Source organism: Mycobacterium colombiense CECT 3035, from assembly GCF_002105755.1.
GTDB lineage: Bacteria > Actinomycetota > Actinomycetes > Mycobacteriales > Mycobacteriaceae > Mycobacterium > Mycobacterium colombiense.
Window position 1 is genome coordinate 4,432,322 of the sequence record NZ_CP020821.1, and the last position, 17,641, is coordinate 4,449,962.

Sequence of the window (17,641 nt, forward strand, 5' to 3'; positions counted from 1 at the left end):
ACAGGGTCGTTTTGTTCCGGTCGCCCCGACGGCCGCGGGATTGCAGTACCGTCACCCTCGTCTTGGTCGAGAACCCGCTGGGAGTCACGTCATGTTGCTCAATCCCAACCACCTGCAACGCCAGTACCCGGACCGCCGCTCGGCGGAGATCATGGCCGCGACGGTGGACTTCTTCGAGTCGCGGGGCAAGGCCCGGCTGAAGGCCGACGACCACGAACGAGTGTGGTACTCGGAGTTTTTGGACCACGTCGGCCGGGAGCGCATCTTCGCCTCGTTGCTGACCCCGAGCGGCTACGGGGCAGACGACTGCCGCTGGGACACCTACCGGATCAGTGCGTTCGCCGAGATCGTCGGCTTCTACGGGCTGAACTACTGGTACCCCTTCCAGGTCACCGCCCTGGGCCTGGGTCCGATCTGGATGAGCGCCAACGAGGACGCCAAGCGCAAGGCCGCCGCGCTGCTCGAGGCCGGCGAGGTGTTCGCCTTCGGCCTGTCGGAGCAGACGCACGGCGCGGACGTCTACCAGACCGACATGAACCTGACGCCGGCGCACCAGGGCTGGGTGGCCAATGGCGAGAAGTACTACATCGGCAACGCCAACGTGGCCCGGATGGTCTCGACCTTCGGCAAGTTCGACGGCACCGACGAGTACGTCTTCTTCGCCGCCGACTCGCAGCACGAGCGCTACGAGCTGATCAAGAACGTGGTGAACTCGCAGAACTTCGTCGCCAACTACGCGTTGCGCGGCTACCCGGTCACCGAGGCCGACATCCTGCACCGCGGCCCGGAGGCCTTCCACGCCGCGCTCAACACCGTCAACGTGTGCAAGTACAACCTGGGCTGGGGTGCGGTCGGCATGTGTACCCACGCGATGTACGAGGCGGTCACCCACGCGTCCAACCGGATCCTGTACGGGACCGTCGTCACGGACTTCACCCACGTGCGTCGCCTGCTCACCGACGCCTACGCGCGGCTGGTCGGGATGCGGCTGGTCGCCACCCGGGCGTGCGACTACATGCGCAGCGCGTCGGCCTCCGACCGCCGCTACCTGCTCTACAGCCCGCTCACCAAGGCGAAGATCACCAGCGAGGGCGAGCGCGTCATCACCGCGCTGTGGGACGTCATCGCCGCCAAGGGCGTGGAGAAGGACACCATCTTCGAGGCGATGACCCGCGAGATCGGCCTGCTGCCAAGGCTGGAGGGCACCGTTCACATCAACATCGGGCTGTTGGGCAAGTTCATGCCGAACTTCCTGTTCGCCCCCAACAGCGCGCTGCCGTTGATTCCCCGCCGCGACGATGCGGCCGACGACACCTTTCTGTTCGCGCAGGGGCCCACCGGCGGCCTGGGCAAAGTGCGCTTCCACGACTGGCGGGCGCCGTTCGACAGCTTCGGGCACCTGCCCAACGTCGCGCTGCTGCGCTCGCAGATCGACGTGCTCGCGGACATGCTGGCCGCCGCCACCCCGGATGCCGCGCAGCAGAAGGACATCGACTTCGCCTTCGCCGTCGGGCAGTTGTTCGCGACCGTGCCCTACGCCCAGCTCATCCTCGAGGAGGCCGGGCTGTCGGGTGTCGACGAGGGATTGATCGACGAGATCTTCGCCGTGCTGGTCCGTGACTTCAACGCCTACTCCGTGGAGCTGTCCGACAAGCCGGCGACGACGGACGAGCAGGCCCGCTTCGCGTTGCGGATGATCCGCCGGCCCGCGCACGATCCCGCGCGCTACGACCAGATTTGGAAGGACCACGTGCTGCCGCTCGGCGGCGCGTACCAGATGCGACCCTGAGGCTGGGCCCACCCCGCGAACGTGACGCTGCAGTCACGCTGGGGCTCGAGTGTGACTGTGGCGTCACGTTCGACACGAAGCGGGCGCTGCTACTCAGCGGCGGCGATTTTCACCTGCGATTCGGCCCGGATGAGCCCGCTGCCGACACCGTGCGCGATCATGCGCGGGTTTGATACGCCTTCCAGCGATCGGGGTCGTCTTCGAGCGCGGCGCGGTCCCAGCCGGCATGCACCGCGGCCGCTTCGTAGGTGTCTTGGAGAAACCCCAGGAGCGTCCGGTCGGGGTCGGCCGACCGCCGCACCGCCTCGTAGGGCAACAGGTATTCACCGAGATCCTTGTCGTAACCCGCCTCCTCGGGACCGACGGGATGGTCGGCGAAGCCATCGGGTTCGGGATAGGCGTAGGCATAGAAGGCGCCTTCGTCGCCCCCACCGGGAAAGAATCCGCAGCTGCTCAGTTCTCGCGAGTAGCCCTCCACCATCACCCAGTCTCCGCAATTGGGTGCGCCGCCCGGGTGGCGGGGCGCACCGCGCCCGGAGAATCTGGTGCACGCGAGATCCATTGCCCCCCAGAAGAAATGGACGGGACTTACCTTGCCCATGAACCGGGACCGAAACTGGCCGAGCACGCGGCTTGCCGCAATCAGCTGACGCCAGAACAGGTTTGCCGCATCGGGATCGTATGACGCGTGCTCGACGTCTTCGGCGAACGGCACGGCCGGGTCTACCTCGTTGGGGTGCGCTTGGATCCGCGTGGGGAAACCCAGCTCGTCGAGCGCCCGCATCGTCTGCGCGTAGAAGTCGGCCACCGACTTCGGTTCCAGGCGCACGCCGCGGGTCGCACCGGTGCTGCTGCGGATCATCAGCACGTGGTCGATGAAATCGAACTCGATGTCGAAGATCGCCGTCCCGTACGGGATCGCCGATGTCGTCAAGCCGCGCGGGGTCACATACGAGGTGACCTGCCACCAGTGGTTGACCAACGGCGAATGGGCCAGCCTGACCTTTCCGACAATCTGTGCCCACATGTGCAATGTCTGCCTCGTTGCGGTCCAGTCGTCTACCCGCAGGCTGGGCCACGCCATGCTGTCGTGGTGCGTCGTCACGATCACTCCTCGGCTCAGGTCGGCGTCCGGCTTTCACCGGGTCGGTATCACCGATAGTGCTCGCTTGCCAGGTTTCTCGCCCGGCATTCCGGCTGCCCGCTCAGCACCGGCGGCGCAGGCCGATGCGCCCTTGACTGTGGCGTGGCTCACAGTAGGATGACCAGTGGTCATTCACCGAAGGAGGGGCATTGCCAACGGTCACCTGGGCACGTGTGGATCCCGCTCGTCGCGCCGCGATCATCGAGGCCGCGGAGTCGGAGTTCGGGGCCCATGGGTTCTCCCGCGGCAGCCTGAACGTCATCGCCCGGCGCGCCGGGGTCGCCAAGGGCAGCCTCTTTCAGTACTTCGCGGACAAGCGCGACCTGTACGCGTTCATCGCCGACATCGGCAGCCAACGGGTGCGGGCCTACATGGAGGACCGCATCCGCGAGCTCGACCCCAGCCGGCCTTTCTTCGACTTCCTCACCGACTGGCTCGACGCGTGGGTGGCCTACTTCGCGGACCATCCGCACGAACGCGCGCTGCACGCCGCGGCGACCCTCGAAGTCGACACCGAGGCCCGCGTCAGCGTGCAGCACGTCATCCACCGCCACTACCTGGAAGTGATGCGCCCGCTCGTGCGTGACGCGCACGTCCGCGGCGACCTGCGCGCCGATTCCGACACCGACGCGCTGTTGTCGTTGCTGCTGTTGATCTTTCCGCACCTGGCCCTGGCGCCCTACATGCGCGGCCTGGACCCGATCCTGGGGCTCGACGAGCCCACACCCGAACAGCCGGCGCTGGCCGTGCGCAGGCTCGTCGCGGTGCTGGCGGCCGCATTCTCGGCTGCGCCGAAAACCCCGCCAATCAGCTCAGCCCCCAAACGATCTGAGGAGGTCACATGAATCGCACCCGAATCGCCTCGATGGCCGAGGGCGGCCTGAATTGGGACAGCTTGCCGCTCAAGCTGTTTGCGGGCGGCAACGCGAAATTCTGGAATCCGGCCGACATCGACTTCTCTCGCGACCGCGAGGACTGGGAACGGCTTACCGACGACGAACGCAGCTACGCCACCCGGCTGTGCGCCGAGTTCATCGCCGGCGAGGAGTCGGTGACCCAGGACATCCAGCCGTTCATGGCCGCGATGCGGGCCGAAGGCCGGCTCGGTGACGAGATGTATCTGACGCAGTTCGCCTTCGAGGAGGCCAAGCACGTCCAGGTGTTCCGCATGTGGCTCGACGCGGTCGGCATCACCGAGGATCTGCACTACTACTTGGAGGACGTCCCGACCTACCGCACGATCTTCTACGAGGAACTGCCGGAGTGCCTGGACGCCTTGACCGTCGATCCGTCGCCGGCCGCCCAGGTGCGGGCGTCGGTGACCTACAACCACATGGTCGAAGGCATGCTGGCGCTGACCGGCTACTTCGGCTGGCACAAGATCTGTGTGGAACGCGGCATCCTGCCCGGCATGCAGGAGTTGGTGCGGCGCATCGGCGACGACGAGCGGCGGCACATGGCGTGGGGCACCTTCACCTGCCGGCGCCATGTCGCCGCCGACGACGCCAACTGGGGCGTCTTCGAGACGCGGATGAACGAGCTCATGCCGCTCGGCCTGCGCCTGATCGAGGAGGGCTTCGCCCTCTACGATCCGATGCCGTTCGGCCTGTCGCTGGACGAGTTCATGCAGTACGCCTCCGACAAGGGGATGCGGCGCTTCGGCACCATCTCCAGCGCCCGAGGCCGACCCCTGAGCGAGATCGACCTCGACTACTCGCCGGTACAGCTCGAGGACACCTTCGCCGAGGAGGACGAGAAGCTGCTGGCGGGGGCCTCCGCCTAGCGTCGGCCCGCTGCGCCCGGCTACGCCGCGCTTGCGACCGCCGCGCCGCCTAGCGTCGGCCCGCTGCGCCCGGCTACGCCGCGCTTGCGACCGCCGCGCCGCCTAGCGTCGGCCCGCCGCGCCCGGCTACGCCGCGCTTGCGACCGCCGCGCCGCCTAGCGTCGGCCCGCTGCGCCCGGCTACGCCGCGCTTGCGACCGCCGCGCCGCCTCGCTGTCGGCGGCTTCAGGTCACAACGCTCACTCGACCTTGCTGTCGCCGGCCGAGGAGCCGCCCTCGGTTTCGCCCACCCACACGGTCTTGGCGTTGACGAACGCGCGGATGCCCAGGCCGGCGAGCTCGCGTCCGTACCCGGACCGCTTGACGCCGCCGAACCCCAGCTCGGGATAGGACACCGTCATCCCGTTGATGAAGACCTGGCCCGCCTCGATGTCGTCGATGAAGCGCTGCTGCTCGGCCTCGTCGTTCGTCCAGGCGTTGGATCCCAGGCCGAACGTGGTGGCGTTGGCGATCTCGATGGCCTCGTCGATGTCGGCCGCCCGGTACATCGACGCGACCGGCCCGAACACCTCCTCGGTGTACAGCGCCATGTCCTTGGTGATGTCGGTGACCACCGTCGGCGGGTAGTACCAGCCCGGGCGGTCGAGGGGCTTGCCGCCGAGCCGGACCTTCGCCCCCGCCGCGGCCGCGTCGTCGACCTGCTTGGCGATCTCGTCACGGCCCGACTCGGTGGCCAGCGGGCCCACATCGGTGTCCGGGTCGGTCGGGTCGCCGACGGTCAGCGCCTCCATCTGCTTGGTGAACTTGTCGACGAACGCGTCGTAGATGTCGGTGTGCACGATGAACCGCTTTGCGGCGATGCAGGACTGGCCGTTGTTCTGCACCCGGGCGGTGACCGCGGTCTTGGCGGCCTCGTCCAGGTTCGCCGAGGGCATCACGATGAACGGGTCGCTGCCGCCGAGCTCGAGCACGGTCGGCTTGATCTCGTCGCCGGCGATGGCCGCCACCGACTGCCCGGCCGGTTCGCTGCCGGTCAGGGTGGCCGCCGCGACCCGGGGATCGCGCAAAATGCGCTCCACCGCGCTGGAGGACACGAGCAGCGTTTGGAAACACCCCTCGGGGAAGCCGCCGCGGGCGATCACGTCCGCCAGGTAGAGCGCACTCTGCGGGACGTTCGACGCGTGCTTGAGGATGCCGACGTTGCCGGCCATCAGCGCGGGCGCGGCGAAGCGCACGGCCTGCCACAGCGGGAAGTTCCACGGCATCACGGCCAGCACCACCCCGAGCGGTTGGTGCCGGGTGTAGGCCTTCTTCGCGCCCACCGCCTCGGCGTCGGCGGCCTCGTCGGCCAGCAGCCGCTCGGCGTTTTCGGCGTAGTAACGAAAACCCTTGGCGCACTTGAGCGCTTCCGCCTTGGCCGACTTCAGCGTCTTGCCCATCTCCAGCGTCATCATGGCGGCGACGTCGTCGGCCTCTTTCTCCAGCAGGTCCGCGGTCGCGTTTGCCCACTGTGCGCGCTGGGCAAACGTGGTGTTGTGGCGATAGTCGAGGAAGCGTTCGTAGGCACGGGCAATCGCGGCGTCGACTTCTTGGTCGGTGGCCGGGGTGAAGGTCTTCACTGTCTCGCCGGTAGCCGGGTTAATCGTGGCGATGGGCACGTCGGCCCTCCTTCATCGGGTTGGTGTTGCTTAGCGGCTGAAAAGTCCAACATCTAGCCTGCCACTATCGTTCCCCTAAGGGAGGTGTCGGATGAGCAAAGCCGCTGAGCTGATCGTCAAGTGCCTGGAAAACGAGGGTGTTTCCGTCGTGTTCGGGGTGCCCGGCGAGGAGAACATCCGGTTCGTGCAGGCGCTGGCGTCCTCGACCATCCGCTACGTGCTGACCCGGCACGAGCAGGCGGCGTCGTTCATGGCCGAGATGTACGGCAGGGTCACCGGGCGGGCCGCGGTGGTGTCGGCGACGTTGGGGCCCGGCGCGATCAACATGCAGCTCGGCACGGCCGACGCCACGACCAACAGCACCCCGCTGGTGGCCATCTCCGCGCAGGTGGGTCACGACCGGGAGTTCAAGGAGTCACACCAGTACGTCGACCTGGTGTCGATGTTCGCCCCCATCACCCGGTGGTCGGCGGGCATTCCCACCGCGCGCGCCATCCCCGAGATGGTCCGCAAGGCGTTCAAGCTGGCCGAGTCCGAGCGCCCGGCCGCGGTCTACCTTGCGGTGCCCGAGCACATCGACGCCGACGAGACCGACTACGACCTGGGACCGTTGCCGCGCAACGTCGTCCGCGCCGATGCCCCGGCCCCGCGCCAGGTGGCGCGCGCCGTCGACGTCCTGCGCAACGCGAAGCGCCCGGTGCTGCTGGCCGGGCACGGCGCCGCCCGCGCCGACGCCACCAAGGCGCTGGTGCGCTTCTCCGAAGAGTTCGGCATCCAGGTGGCCAACACCTTTCACGGCAAGGGCGTCATGCCCGACGACCACCCCAACAGCATCGGCACGCTGGGCTTCATGCGGCACGACTACGTCAACTTCGGGTTCGACCACGCCGACGCCGTCATCGCCGTCGGCTACGAGTTGCAGGAATTCGACCCGGTGCGGATCAACCCGCAGGCCGACAAGAAGATCATCCACATCCACCGGTTCCCCGCCGAGGTCGACGCGCACTACTCGGTGGACGTGGGGATCATCGGCGACATCAGCGATTCGCTGAACGCCCTCACCGACGCGCTGTCGGGCCACACCTTCAACCACGCCGCCGAGGTGCCCGGCTCGGGCCTGCTGACCGAGGAATTCGCCCGGGGCCAACAGGATTCGCGCTACCCGCTGGCGCCCGCGCGGGTGGTCGCCGACACCCGCGCCGCCCTGGGCCGCAGCGACGTCGTCCTGGTCGACACCGGCGCCACCAAGATGTGGATGGCCCGGCTGTACCCGACCTACGAGCGGAACACCTGCCTGATTTCAAACGGATTGTCCACCATGAGTTTTGCGCTGCCGGGGGCGCTGGGCGTCAAGTTGGCGCAGCCGGAGGCCAAGGTGCTGGCGGTGGTCGGCGACGGCGCGTTCCTGATGAACTCGCAGGAGATCGAGACGGCCGTGCGCGAGCGCATCCCGCTGGTGGTGCTGATCTGGGAGGACGGCGGTTACGGCCTCATCGAATGGAAGATGGATCTCGAGCTCGGGGCGCACTACTACGTGAAGTTCAATAATCCCGACGTGGTGAAGTACGCGGAAAGCTTCGGCGCCAAGGGATATCGGATCTCTCATGCCGAGGAGTTGCTGCCGACGCTGCGGACCGCGCTCGACGACGACGGTGTCTCGCTGATCAGCTGCCCGGTCGACTACTCCGAGAATCTGCGGTTGACCGACCGCCTCGGGGAGCTGGACGAAACCCTGTAGCGGCGGCGGTACCGGTCAGGACGACTGCTTGATCTGTATCTGGTCGGTGTAGGAGTAGCCCGCCGGGTGCCCGCAGGCCGGGATGAGATACGTGTGGTCTGCCGTGCCCGCGAGCGTGCTCGGGTCCCACGTCAAATGCGAGCTGGTGGCGTAGAGGATGTAGGCGCCGTCGGAGCAGGTGACGTTGTCCATCGTGTCCAGGACCCATTGACCGTCGACCAGCCGCGCCTGGCTGCCGCCCACCCCGGCCTTGATGTAGACGCATCCGTCGCCGCAGGAGTTGACCGTCCAGGAGGTGTTGAAGGTCTTGCCCGACGGCGTTGTCGCCGTCTCGGTGTAGTTGCCGTTCATCGTCGGTGCGTCGGCCCACGCCGCGGCGGCGGTACAGACAGCTAAGCCGGCGAAGACAGCGGATGTCACAAAACCCCGCGCGAAAGCCATGACCGTGTTTCCTTCCGTCGAGCTCACCCAGGTGCCGAGCGTTCATGATGGTGTATCACAGGTTGCGGTTCGCCGCGATTCGGCAAACTTTTCCGCCGTGGGCGGTGTGGTTGGGGCATGCGCAGGGTGTCGGCCGGGGCGGTGAAATCCTCCTGCTGGCAACGGAATTGACAGGCCGCCAAGCGGGTCGGCACCGCGGCCCCGCAGTGGTAGAGAGCTGCGACCGGGCGTCGTGCCGGTGAGTGAATGAGGGCGCCACAGTGCGGTATTCGTCGAGGTTGTGCTCGGGACAGCGGGACGGGTGATGATGGATAGATGGCGCAGCGTGATCGCGACGAATCGGGCCGGCCGCGAAATGCCCGACCACGCGACGCTCTGGGCCGGCCACTTCCGCCCGGCAGCGCGGGTGTGCCACGCGTTCCGGATGACCTGGTGCTGGACCCGGCCGAAACACTCGCGTATGCCCAGGATCTGCTGAATCGAGGTCTCGCATTCAACGCTCATGAGGTTTTGGAGTCCGCGTGGAAGAACGGCCCAGCCAACGAGCAGGCACTGTGGCAAGGCCTGACGCAGCTCGCGGTGGGGATCACCCACATCCAGCGCGGCAACCCCAAGGGGGCAGCCGCGTTGCTTCGCCGCGCCTGCGACCATCTTGCCCGCGCGGACTTACCCGCGCCGCACGCTGTCGACGTCGCCGGGTTGGTGGAGTACGTCAACTCGCTGATCGACGATCTTGCTGCCGGCGTTCATGTCACCGCGTCGCGGCTGGTGCCCCGTCTCGTGGTCTGATGTGTCCTTGCTGGCGTCGGTCGCTCATGGTGGCGTCGTGCTCGCTAGTCGATCTTCGCCAAGGCGTCGCCTTTGTGCATCGCGATGTGGTCGGTTTTGTCGCTTCTGATTTCGTATTGCGGGTCGTCCTTGGTGCAATGCCGTTTGTGGCCTTTGTACTCGGTGTCGCGGGTGTGCTTTTTCACGATGACGCCGCTGACCTGGCCGGCTTCTGAGTTCCATCTGACGTGATCTCCGACCTCGAATTGCTTCGTCACTGTGCGTCTCCTTCGCATCCTGCTTGGTGTGACCAACCATGGCTGCCTGTCCGCGGCCACCAGGACGGGTACCCGGTCGCGGCCGGCGACATGATCGAATGGCACATGCTGTTCCGTCAGCTGGAGTACTTCGTCTCGCTCGCCCAAGAGCGTCACTTCGCGCGCGCCGCGAGGGCCTGTTACGTGTCGCAGCCGGCGCTGTCGGAAGCCATCCGCAAGCTCGAATCGGAGCTCAACGTCCCGCTGGTGCGGCGCGGTCAGAAGTTCGAGGGCCTCACCCCGGAGGGCGAGCGGCTGGTGCCGTGGGCGCGGCGCATCCTGGCCGACCGCGACTCCCTCAAGCAGGAGGTCACCGCGCTGCGGGCCGGCCTGACCGGCGAATTGCGGCTGGGCGTGGTGCCCGCCGCCTCGACCACCGTTGCGCTGCTGACAGACCCGTTCTGCGCGGCTCACCCGTTGGTGCGCGTCCAGCTCGAGGTCAACCTGCGCTCGGCGGGGATCGTCGAACGGGTCCGCAAGTTCGAATTGGACGCGGGCATCCTGTATCCGGATCAACAGGACACCGCCGATCTCTTGGTCACCCCGCTGTATCACGAGCAGCCGGTGCTCATCGCAGCCGCCGAATTGCTTGGCGGCGAAGCGAAAACGATGGCGTGGTCGGACGCCGTGCGGTTGCCGCTGTGCCTGCTGACGCAGGGCATGCGGGGCCGCCGGGTCATCGACGACGCGTTGGCCACCCATGGCCTGCAGGTCACCCCGCAGCTGGAAACCGATTCCGTGGCCGCGCTTTTCGCGCACGTCCGCACCGGCCGGTGGGCGAGCATCGTGCCGCAACCGTGGATCCACACCCTGGGGGCGCCGGCCGGGGTGAACGTGCTGCGGCTGCGGCGCCCTTCGGTCACCGCGTTGATCGCGCTGGTGACCAACCGGGCGGAACCGGGCTCGCTGCTGGCGCGCGCGTTGCGGCGGACCGCCCGCGAGGCGCGCATCGGCGCGACCCTCGGCGAACTGTCCTAGCCGCGCTGATCGGCGCCGCCTATCAGCCGGTCGGAATCTCGTCTTGGACAGCGCGGTGGGCGCGCTCCGAGACTGGCCTGAGCGCCGGTTTAAGGAGAACTGATGGCCAAGTGTGTGATGGTGCTCTATCCCGACCCCGTCGACGGGTACCCGCCGAACTACGCCCGCGACAGCATCCCGACCATCCGGGGATACCCCGACGGCAGCACCGTGCCGACCCCGTCGAAGATCGACTTCACCCCCGGCGAACTACTCGGCTGTGTCTCGGGCGCCCTGGGGCTGCGCCAATTCTTCGACGACGCCGGCCACGAACTGGTGGTGACGTCGGACAAGGACGGCCCCGACTCGGAATTCGAGCGTGAGCTGGCCGACGCGGAAATCGTGATCTCACAGCCGTTTTGGCCGGCCTACCTGACCGCGGAACGCATCGCCCGCGCCCCCAGGCTCAAGCTGGCCCTGACCGCCGGCATCGGCTCGGATCACGTGGACCTCGACGCGGCGCAGCAGCACGGGATCACGGTGGCCGAGGTGACCTACAGCAACAGCATCAGCGTCGCCGAGCACACGGTGATGCAGATCCTGGCGCTGGTGCGCAATTTCGTGCCGTCACACCGGTGGGCCGCCGAAGGCGGCTGGAACATCGCCGATTGCGCGGGGCGCGCCTACGACCTGGAAGGGATGGACGTCGGGTTGATCGCGGCCGGCCGGATCGGGCGTGCCGTGCTGCGGCGGCTGGCACCGTTCGACGTCAACCTGCACTACACCGACACCCGCCGGCTGGCGCCGGAAGCGGAGAGGCAACTCAACGTCACGTACCACCCCACCGTCGAGTCGCTGGTGCGGGCGGTCGACGTGGTGTCCATCCACTCGCCGCTGTACGACGACACCCGGCGGATGTTCAACGAGCAGCTGATCGCGACGATGCGCAGAGGCTCCTACATCGTCAACACGGCCCGCGCCGAGGAGACCGTCCCGGAGGCGATCGCGGCGGCCCTGGAATCCGGTCAGCTGGCCGGCTATGCCGGAGACGTCTGGTATCCGCAGCCGCCGCCGCCCGACCATCCCTGGCGGACCATGCCGAATAACGCTATGACGCCCCATGTTTCGGGCACCACCCTGTCCGCCCAGGCGCGCTATGCGGCAGGCACCCGGGAGATCCTGGAGAGCTGGTTCGCCGGCACGCCCATCCGTCCCGAGTACCTGATCGTGGAAGGCGGCAGGCTGGCGGGCACCGGGGCGCTGTCCTACCAGAAGTAGGGGCGACGTCGGGACTCAGTTGGCGCTGGTCGCCCTCGACAGGGCCATCGGCGGCACGTAACCGCCGATCAGGGCGCGATGCCACCACGCCCGGTCGCGGCGCAGCTCGGCCGGGGTGGTGAAGCGGTACTGGTAGAGCTGCGCCCGCACGTAGCGGGGCGGCGAATCGGGAAACGGGTTGTGGCGCAACAATCTCAGGGTCGTCCGGTCGTTTTCCAGCAGCCGCTGCAGGAACGGCCTAAGCCACGGCTGCGCGTAACCCGGCGAGATCGCGGCGAACCACATCAGCCAGTCCAGGCGCAGATGATAGGGGGCCCACTGCCGCGGCAGCCGCCGCGGCGCCCCGGCTTGCCCTTGAATTCGTATTCCTTCCAGACGGTTTGGCCGGTGATCTCTGCCTCGTCGGTGCCTTCGATCACCACCTCCCGCCGGACCCGCCCGATGCTGCCGAACGCGCCATAGGTGTTCACCAGATGAAATGAGTTGAACGACATATTCATTCGCTGCCGCGAGGACAACATGTTCGCCAGCGGCCAGTAACTCATGAACAGCACCGCGGCCGTGACGGCGGCCACCAGCCCGACGAACCACAGCGGTGCCGCCGCCAGGCCCGGGTGCGCAGGGACGAGACCTTTCGGCAGGACCAACGCGAACGACGCGTCGTCGATGGCGCTGAACGCCAACACGATCGTCACCCAGTTCAGCCACGCGAAATTGCCCGAGGCGACCAGCCACAACTGGGTGACGACGATGATCGCGGCGGCCACGCTGGCCACCGGCTGCGGCGCGAACAACCCGAACGGCACGATCAGCTGCGCGAAATGGTTACCCGCCACCTCGATCCGGTGCAGCGGCTTGGGCAGATGGTGGAAGAACCAGCTCAACGGCCCCGGCATGGGTTGCGTCTCATGGTGGTAGTACAAACACGTCAGGTCGCGCCAGCACGGGTCGCCGCGCATCTTGATCAGCCCCGCGCCGAACTCGACCCGGAACAACAGCAGGCGAATCATCCAGATCGTCAGCACCGGCGGAGCCACGTCGTGATTGCCCACAAAGATCATCAGGAACCCGGTCTCGAGCAGCAGCGATTCCCAGCCGAACGAGTACCAGGTCTGCCCCACGTTGACGATCGACAAGTAGAGCGCCCACAGCACCAGCCACATCGCCATCGCGGCCCACAGCGGCACCGCGTCGGCGGCGCCGGCGACGATCGCTGCCGACAGCGTCGCACCGAACCAGGAGACGGCCGCAAACAGCCGGTCGGAATAGCGCAGGTGAAACAGGCTCGGCGTGCGCCAAAAGGATTGCCTCGCCAAGAACTGCGGGATGGGCAGGATGCCGCGCTCGCCGATGAGCGCGCGGAACTGGATCGCGGCGGCGACGAAGCCGATCAGGTAAATCGCCGCGGCACCACGCTGCAGCACCAGTCTGCCCACCCAATACTCGGGTGCGGAAAACCAGTCCATGGCGCTAACTCCTCAGTCGATGACGGTTACGCCAACCCGCATATCCAGTCAATCAGCCGGTAAACGGGTAGCCAATAGCCCGGCCGACTATTCGCCGCGCGGCCTCCGCGCGCGTTCGGGGAGCGCAACCACCGAAGCGGCAAGCACCGCAAGCGAAATCAGCGCCAGCAGCTGGACGGCGGCGGAATGGCCGGCGTAGCCGTCGGGCGAGCGCCAGGGGTGCCGCGACAGCACGGCGCCGGCCAGGATCAGGCCGCCGGCGCTGCCCACTACGCTCAGGCGCTCCCAGGCCTCGCGGCGCAGCGCGTACCGCAGCCCCAGCGCCGCCCCCAGCACCGCGACACCGCCCAGGCCGGCGATCACGCCCGCCGCGGCTAGTGCCGGGACGGCCGCCCACGGGCCGGGCCGCCACGGCCGCGCGGGCTCGTCGCCGTCGTCCTTTCTCCGGCTGCGCCAGAGCGCGAGCATCGCCAGCAGCGGCAGCAGCGCCAGACCCACCGCCAGGCCGGCGCGGTAGAGCGAGTTGGAGGCGAACGTCAGGGTGATGGTGCCGGGGTCGCCCGCGGGCACCAGCCAGCCCTGCTGCCACCCGTTGACGACAATCGGCGTCAGGCGGGCGCCCGTGCTGGTGCGCGCCACCCAGCCCGGGTTGATGCTTTCCGGGACGACCAGCACCCTCGAATTCGGCGAGGCGGGTGCCTGCACTTCGCGACGATCCGGACCCCAGGCCCGCCAAGGCGAAACACGCAGCGGCCGTGCGACATCGGTGGCAGCCCGGGCGGTCAGCTCGGCTCCGTCCACGACGAACTGGGCGCCGGGGCTGATCAGCAGCTCCTGTTGGCCGGCCGGCAGCGCGATCGGCTCCCGCTCGCAGGGCACCGCGGCGACGGGCGCGTCGTCCAGGATCGCCCCGACGGTGGTGTGGATCGCGGTGTGCACGAACCGGCCCGCGACCGCGACGACGGGCCCGCGGTCGCAGCCGACGCTGATCTCCCGGGTGCGGTTGCGGGCCGCGTCGGCGGGCGCGATCGGCTTGCCGTCGGCGCCCAGCGCCGCGACCTCGGCCAGGCCGGGCGGCTTGAGCTGATCGAAACCCAAAGCGTTGCGGTCGATGACGTCCTGCCAATTCAGCAGGCTGATCGTCACGGTGTCGGTCACCCGGGGCCTCAGCGGCACCGTCTGCGCGCCGTCGGGTTTCAGCGCGGCGGCCTGCGGGCCATCGCCCAGATTGACGGCCACCATCGTCGGGTGGGTAGGCAACGCCGACCGGCTCGGCGTCAGCCGCACCCCGGTGACCTCGGTGGGGCGGGGCAGCGTGAGCGTCAGGGTCGGCGGGGTCTTGTGCTGCACCACCCGCTGCGGCGCCGTCCAGGCGGTGGCCGGGTCGCCGTCGGCGGCGGCATACGCCGAGCCCAACACATCGACGGTGTCCGAATCGCCGTGGGCGACGGTGGTATTCGGCTCGGTGATCAGGTCTGCCAGCTTGGGACCCTGGCGTGGGCGCACCCACACCGTCGGGGTCACCGACATCGGCGCCGGCACGGTCAGCGTCCGGCTGAAATTGACCGGTTCCTCCGGGGCCAGGGCCATCGACGGCGCGCAGCGCACACCGTCGGGCGCGGCGGCGCAGCCCGGCCTGCCCAGTAGCTCCGAGCCCAGGTCCCACCCCGCGATCGGCGAGCCCGGCGGCGGCCCGGGCACCCGCACGGTGTGCCGCAGGTCGACCTGGTGCGCGAATCCGGAGGCGTCGTATTGGGTGATCGACAGGTCGGTGATGCCGAACTGCACCCCGGCGGAGCCGTCGTCGGTGCCCGCGGCGGTGATCCGCACCCACGGGGTCTCGCCGTACGGGAGCGCCGCGGCCAGCGGTTTGCCCGGCTCGTCGAATCGCAAAGTGGTGCTGCCGGTGGCGGTTTCGATCAGGATGCGGCGCACCTGGGCGCCGACGGCGGTGGCGCTGGGCGTCAACGTGATCGCCGCGTTGGTCACCGGGTGGTCGAAATCGATCCGCATCCACTGACCGACGGCGGCCTGCAGCGAGTTGGACACCCAGGCGGTCGCCGAGTCACCGTCGATCGCGGCGGCCGGCGAGGTCGCGGGTGCGACGTCGGGCATCGCGGTGGAATCCGATGACGAGCTCGATACCGTGATCCGGCCGCCGGTCCACGCGCCGGTCACCGGGTCGGCGCCGGGGACGGGGTAGTCGGGCACCCGGTTGTAGGTGTGCCGCGCGTCGCCGGGGGCCCGGATCGCCGACGAATGTTGGTCCACCCGGCCGTAATCCGTCTCGCGGGCCACCGGGGTGTCGGTGATGGTCACCGCGGCGTCCGGCGGCAGCCCGGCGCCGCGCGCGTCGGCGGCCAGCAGCGCCGGCCCCAGCGGCGGCTGGCCCAGCAGCCGTCGCCGCTCGTCAAGACGCAGCAGCGCCTCGGGCCCGCCGTCGACCCGGGCCAGCCGGTCGGTGTCGACGAAATACGGTGTGCCGGGGTCACTCTCGTCGCCGACCCGATAGATCTCGACCGCCGGATACCGAGGCCGCAGGCCGCTGTCCGCGACGAAACCGGCGAGCGTGCCGGGCCCCACCGGCGCGCCGAACTGTGCGACCTTGTGCAGTCCGGGTGACCCGTCGATGGCGCGGTGCACCAGGATCGGGCGCGCCGACCGCGACGTGTCGGGATCCAGGTCGTTGCGCAGCGCTACGTAGGAAATGCCTTGGCGGGCAAGGGTATCGGCCAAGCCCGCGGAGGGACGGCCGGCGGCGAACAAGCGCTGCACCGAATCGAGCGCCCGGATGGTCTGAGGCGGGGTCAGCGGGATGGAATCGCGCACCCCCCACGGGCTGGATCCCAGCACCTGCAGTGGCTCGTCGTGGCTGGTGCCCCACACCTGGGTGGCGAACGGCGCCCCCGGGACCACGAGCACCCGCCCGGGGGGAGGCGTCCCGGCCCTGGAAGCGTTGTGCTCGGTGAGCCAGTCGGCGGCCTCGTGCCAATACTGCGGGATCGCGGTGAAGGTGCCCGGTGGGGCCAGCCGACCGGTCCAGGCCAGCGACGTGCTGACCATCAGCGCCGTCACGACCACGATCGCGGTGGCGAGCCGTTTGTCACGCTCGGGGTGCGCGAAGGCACGCAGCCACACCGGCATCGGCGCGCTGCCCGGCAGCGGTATCCGGCCCAGCAGCTGCGCGAGGCCCAGCACCACGGGGATCCTGATCACCGATCCCAGCTTGTGCACGTTGCGCAGCGGGGCGCCGCCGGCGTCCAGGAACGCCTGCACCGCGTGCGCTACCGGCGACCCCAGCCCGCCGCTGTATCCGGCGGCCATCAGCACCACCCCGACCAACAGCATCGTCACCAGCCGCCCGCGCGCGGGCGTGGCCCGGCCGGCCAGGCCCGCGAGTCCGGCCGCCGCGACCAGGCAGGTGCCCAGTACGGCCGCCGACCCGGTCACCAGCGGAGCGCCCGCGGTGGCGGTCGGCGCCACGTACGGGGTCCAGCTCTCGGTGCCGCGCAACATCTCGACCAGTGAGGACCACTGCGTCGTCACGCCGGAGGATTCGATGAAGTCCAGGAAGGGAGGGCTGATCGCGCGCAGCATCACCAGCGCCATCACCCACCACAGCGTGGCCAGCACCAGCGCCACCAGCCACCACCCGGTGTAGCGCCACCACAACCGGTTCGGCCGGTGGCACGCCCACCAGATCACCGCCGGCAGGCAACCGGCCGCGGTCGCGATGGCGTTCACCGCGCCCATCAGCGCGATCGCCAGGCCCGCCTGGCCGGCCAGCGCGCGCACCGAGCGGCCGCCGCCGGCCCGCAGGGCCAGGATGGTGGGCAGCAACACCCACGGCGCCAACATCATCGGCAGGGTTTCCGACGAGATCGAGCCGAGCGTGGTCAGCACTCGCGGCGACAGCGCGAACGCGGTCGCGGCGAGCAGCCGCGACGCCGGGCTGCCGATCCGCAGCGCCTCGGCGACCCGCAGCAAGCCCCAGAAACCGACGGTGAGCAGCAGCGCCCACCACAGCCGCTGGGTGATCCAGCCGGGCACGCCCAGCGCGTGGCCGACCAGAAAGAAGGTGCCGTGCGGAAACAGGTATCCGTAGGCCTGGTTCTGCGCCTGGCCGAACGGCAGCTCGCTGTTCCACAGATTGGTCGCCCGGGACAGGAAGCGCAGCGGGTTCGCGGTCAGGTCAAGCTTGGTGTCCGGGGAGATCCGTCCGGGGGATTGGGCGAACGTCAGGGCCAGCGCGATCGCACCGACCAACCACAACCACCGCCGCGACACCGGCCCAGCCGTCGAG

At 68.8% G+C, this 17,641-nt stretch carries 12 protein-coding genes and 1 pseudogene; 7 read left to right on the forward strand and 6 right to left on the reverse strand.

From position 1 onward, the window contains the following. The first annotated feature begins 91 nt into the window (after positions 1 to 91). On the forward strand, positions 92 to 1,789 hold the full coding sequence (locus B9D87_RS20800) for an acyl-CoA dehydrogenase family protein (protein ID WP_007769032.1): 1,698 nt from the start codon (positions 92 to 94) through the stop codon (positions 1,787 to 1,789). Positions 1,790 to 1,946: 157 nt separating this feature from the next. On the opposite strand, the gene B9D87_RS20805 is transcribed toward B9D87_RS20800, so the two are convergent. Then, positions 1,947 to 2,873: a DUF5996 family protein gene (locus B9D87_RS20805; protein WP_040629583.1), complete on the reverse strand. Its 927-nt coding sequence runs from the start codon at positions 2,871 to 2,873 to the stop codon at positions 1,947 to 1,949. A 209-nt stretch (positions 2,874 to 3,082) separates the two neighbouring features. Here B9D87_RS20805 and B9D87_RS20810 point away from each other — a divergent pair, with 209 nt between their 5' ends. Both B9D87_RS20810 and B9D87_RS20815 read left to right on the forward strand, forming a co-directional pair. Further along, positions 3,083 to 3,778: a TetR/AcrR family transcriptional regulator gene (locus tag B9D87_RS20810; protein ID WP_007769028.1), complete on the forward strand. Its 696-nt coding sequence runs from the start codon at positions 3,083 to 3,085 to the stop codon at positions 3,776 to 3,778. Then, a complete protein-coding gene (locus tag B9D87_RS20815; protein ID WP_007769027.1) occupies positions 3,775 to 4,716 on the forward strand; it encodes a R2-like ligand-binding oxidase in 942 nt (313 codons plus the stop codon). Before B9D87_RS20810 ends, B9D87_RS20815 begins: the two co-directional genes overlap by 4 nt. Before the next feature lie 238 nt (positions 4,717 to 4,954). Here B9D87_RS20815 and B9D87_RS20820 read toward each other — a convergent pair whose 3' ends face one another. Beyond that, positions 4,955 to 6,373, reverse strand: a complete 1,419-nt coding sequence (locus B9D87_RS20820) for an NADP-dependent succinic semialdehyde dehydrogenase (RefSeq protein ID WP_007769025.1) — start codon at positions 6,371 to 6,373, stop codon at positions 4,955 to 4,957. 91 nt (positions 6,374 to 6,464) lie between these two features. Between B9D87_RS20820 and B9D87_RS20825 the strand changes: the two genes are divergently transcribed. Beyond that, positions 6,465 to 8,111 carry an acetolactate synthase large subunit gene (locus B9D87_RS20825; protein ID WP_007769023.1) on the forward strand — a complete coding sequence of 549 codons (1,647 nt, stop codon included), beginning with the start codon at positions 6,465 to 6,467 and terminating at the stop codon, positions 8,109 to 8,111. Between the two features lie 15 nt (positions 8,112 to 8,126). On the opposite strand, the gene B9D87_RS20830 is transcribed toward B9D87_RS20825, so the two are convergent. Next, the gene (locus tag B9D87_RS20830; protein WP_007769021.1) at positions 8,127 to 8,552 is read right to left on the reverse strand and encodes a hypothetical protein; all 426 of its coding nucleotides are present in this window, start codon (positions 8,550 to 8,552) and stop codon (positions 8,127 to 8,129) included. A gap of 315 nt (positions 8,553 to 8,867) precedes the next feature. Between B9D87_RS20830 and B9D87_RS20835 the strand changes: the two genes are divergently transcribed. Beyond that, positions 8,868 to 9,341, forward strand: coding sequence for a DUF309 domain-containing protein (locus tag B9D87_RS20835; protein WP_007769019.1), 474 nt, complete (start codon positions 8,868 to 8,870; stop codon positions 9,339 to 9,341). A gap of 44 nt (positions 9,342 to 9,385) precedes the next feature. Here the strand turns inward: B9D87_RS20835 and B9D87_RS20840 are convergent, their stop codons facing one another. Then, a complete protein-coding gene (locus tag B9D87_RS20840) occupies positions 9,386 to 9,598 on the reverse strand; it encodes a hypervirulence associated TUDOR domain-containing protein (protein WP_007769016.1) in 213 nt (70 codons plus the stop codon). A gap of 105 nt (positions 9,599 to 9,703) precedes the next feature. On the opposite strand from B9D87_RS20840, the gene B9D87_RS20845 reads away from it, so the two are divergent. Then, positions 9,704 to 10,615, forward strand: a complete 912-nt coding sequence (locus B9D87_RS20845) for a LysR family transcriptional regulator (protein ID WP_040629581.1) — start codon at positions 9,704 to 9,706, stop codon at positions 10,613 to 10,615. A 102-nt stretch (positions 10,616 to 10,717) separates the two neighbouring features. Continuing rightward, positions 10,718 to 11,872, forward strand: a complete 1,155-nt coding sequence (locus B9D87_RS20850; RefSeq protein ID WP_007769011.1) for an NAD-dependent formate dehydrogenase — start codon at positions 10,718 to 10,720, stop codon at positions 11,870 to 11,872. A 15-nt stretch (positions 11,873 to 11,887) separates the two neighbouring features. Here B9D87_RS20850 and B9D87_RS20855 read toward each other — a convergent pair. Together B9D87_RS20855 and B9D87_RS20860 are read right to left on the reverse strand one after the other, a co-directional pair. After that, a pseudogene (locus tag B9D87_RS20855) lies at positions 11,888 to 13,338 on the reverse strand (lipase maturation factor family protein). Between the two features lie 87 nt (positions 13,339 to 13,425). Then, on the reverse strand, positions 13,426 to 17,625 hold the full coding sequence (locus B9D87_RS20860; protein ID WP_007769007.1) for a DUF3367 domain-containing protein: 4,200 nt from the start codon (positions 17,623 to 17,625) through the stop codon (positions 13,426 to 13,428). Between the last annotated feature and the right edge of the window lie 16 nt (positions 17,626 to 17,641).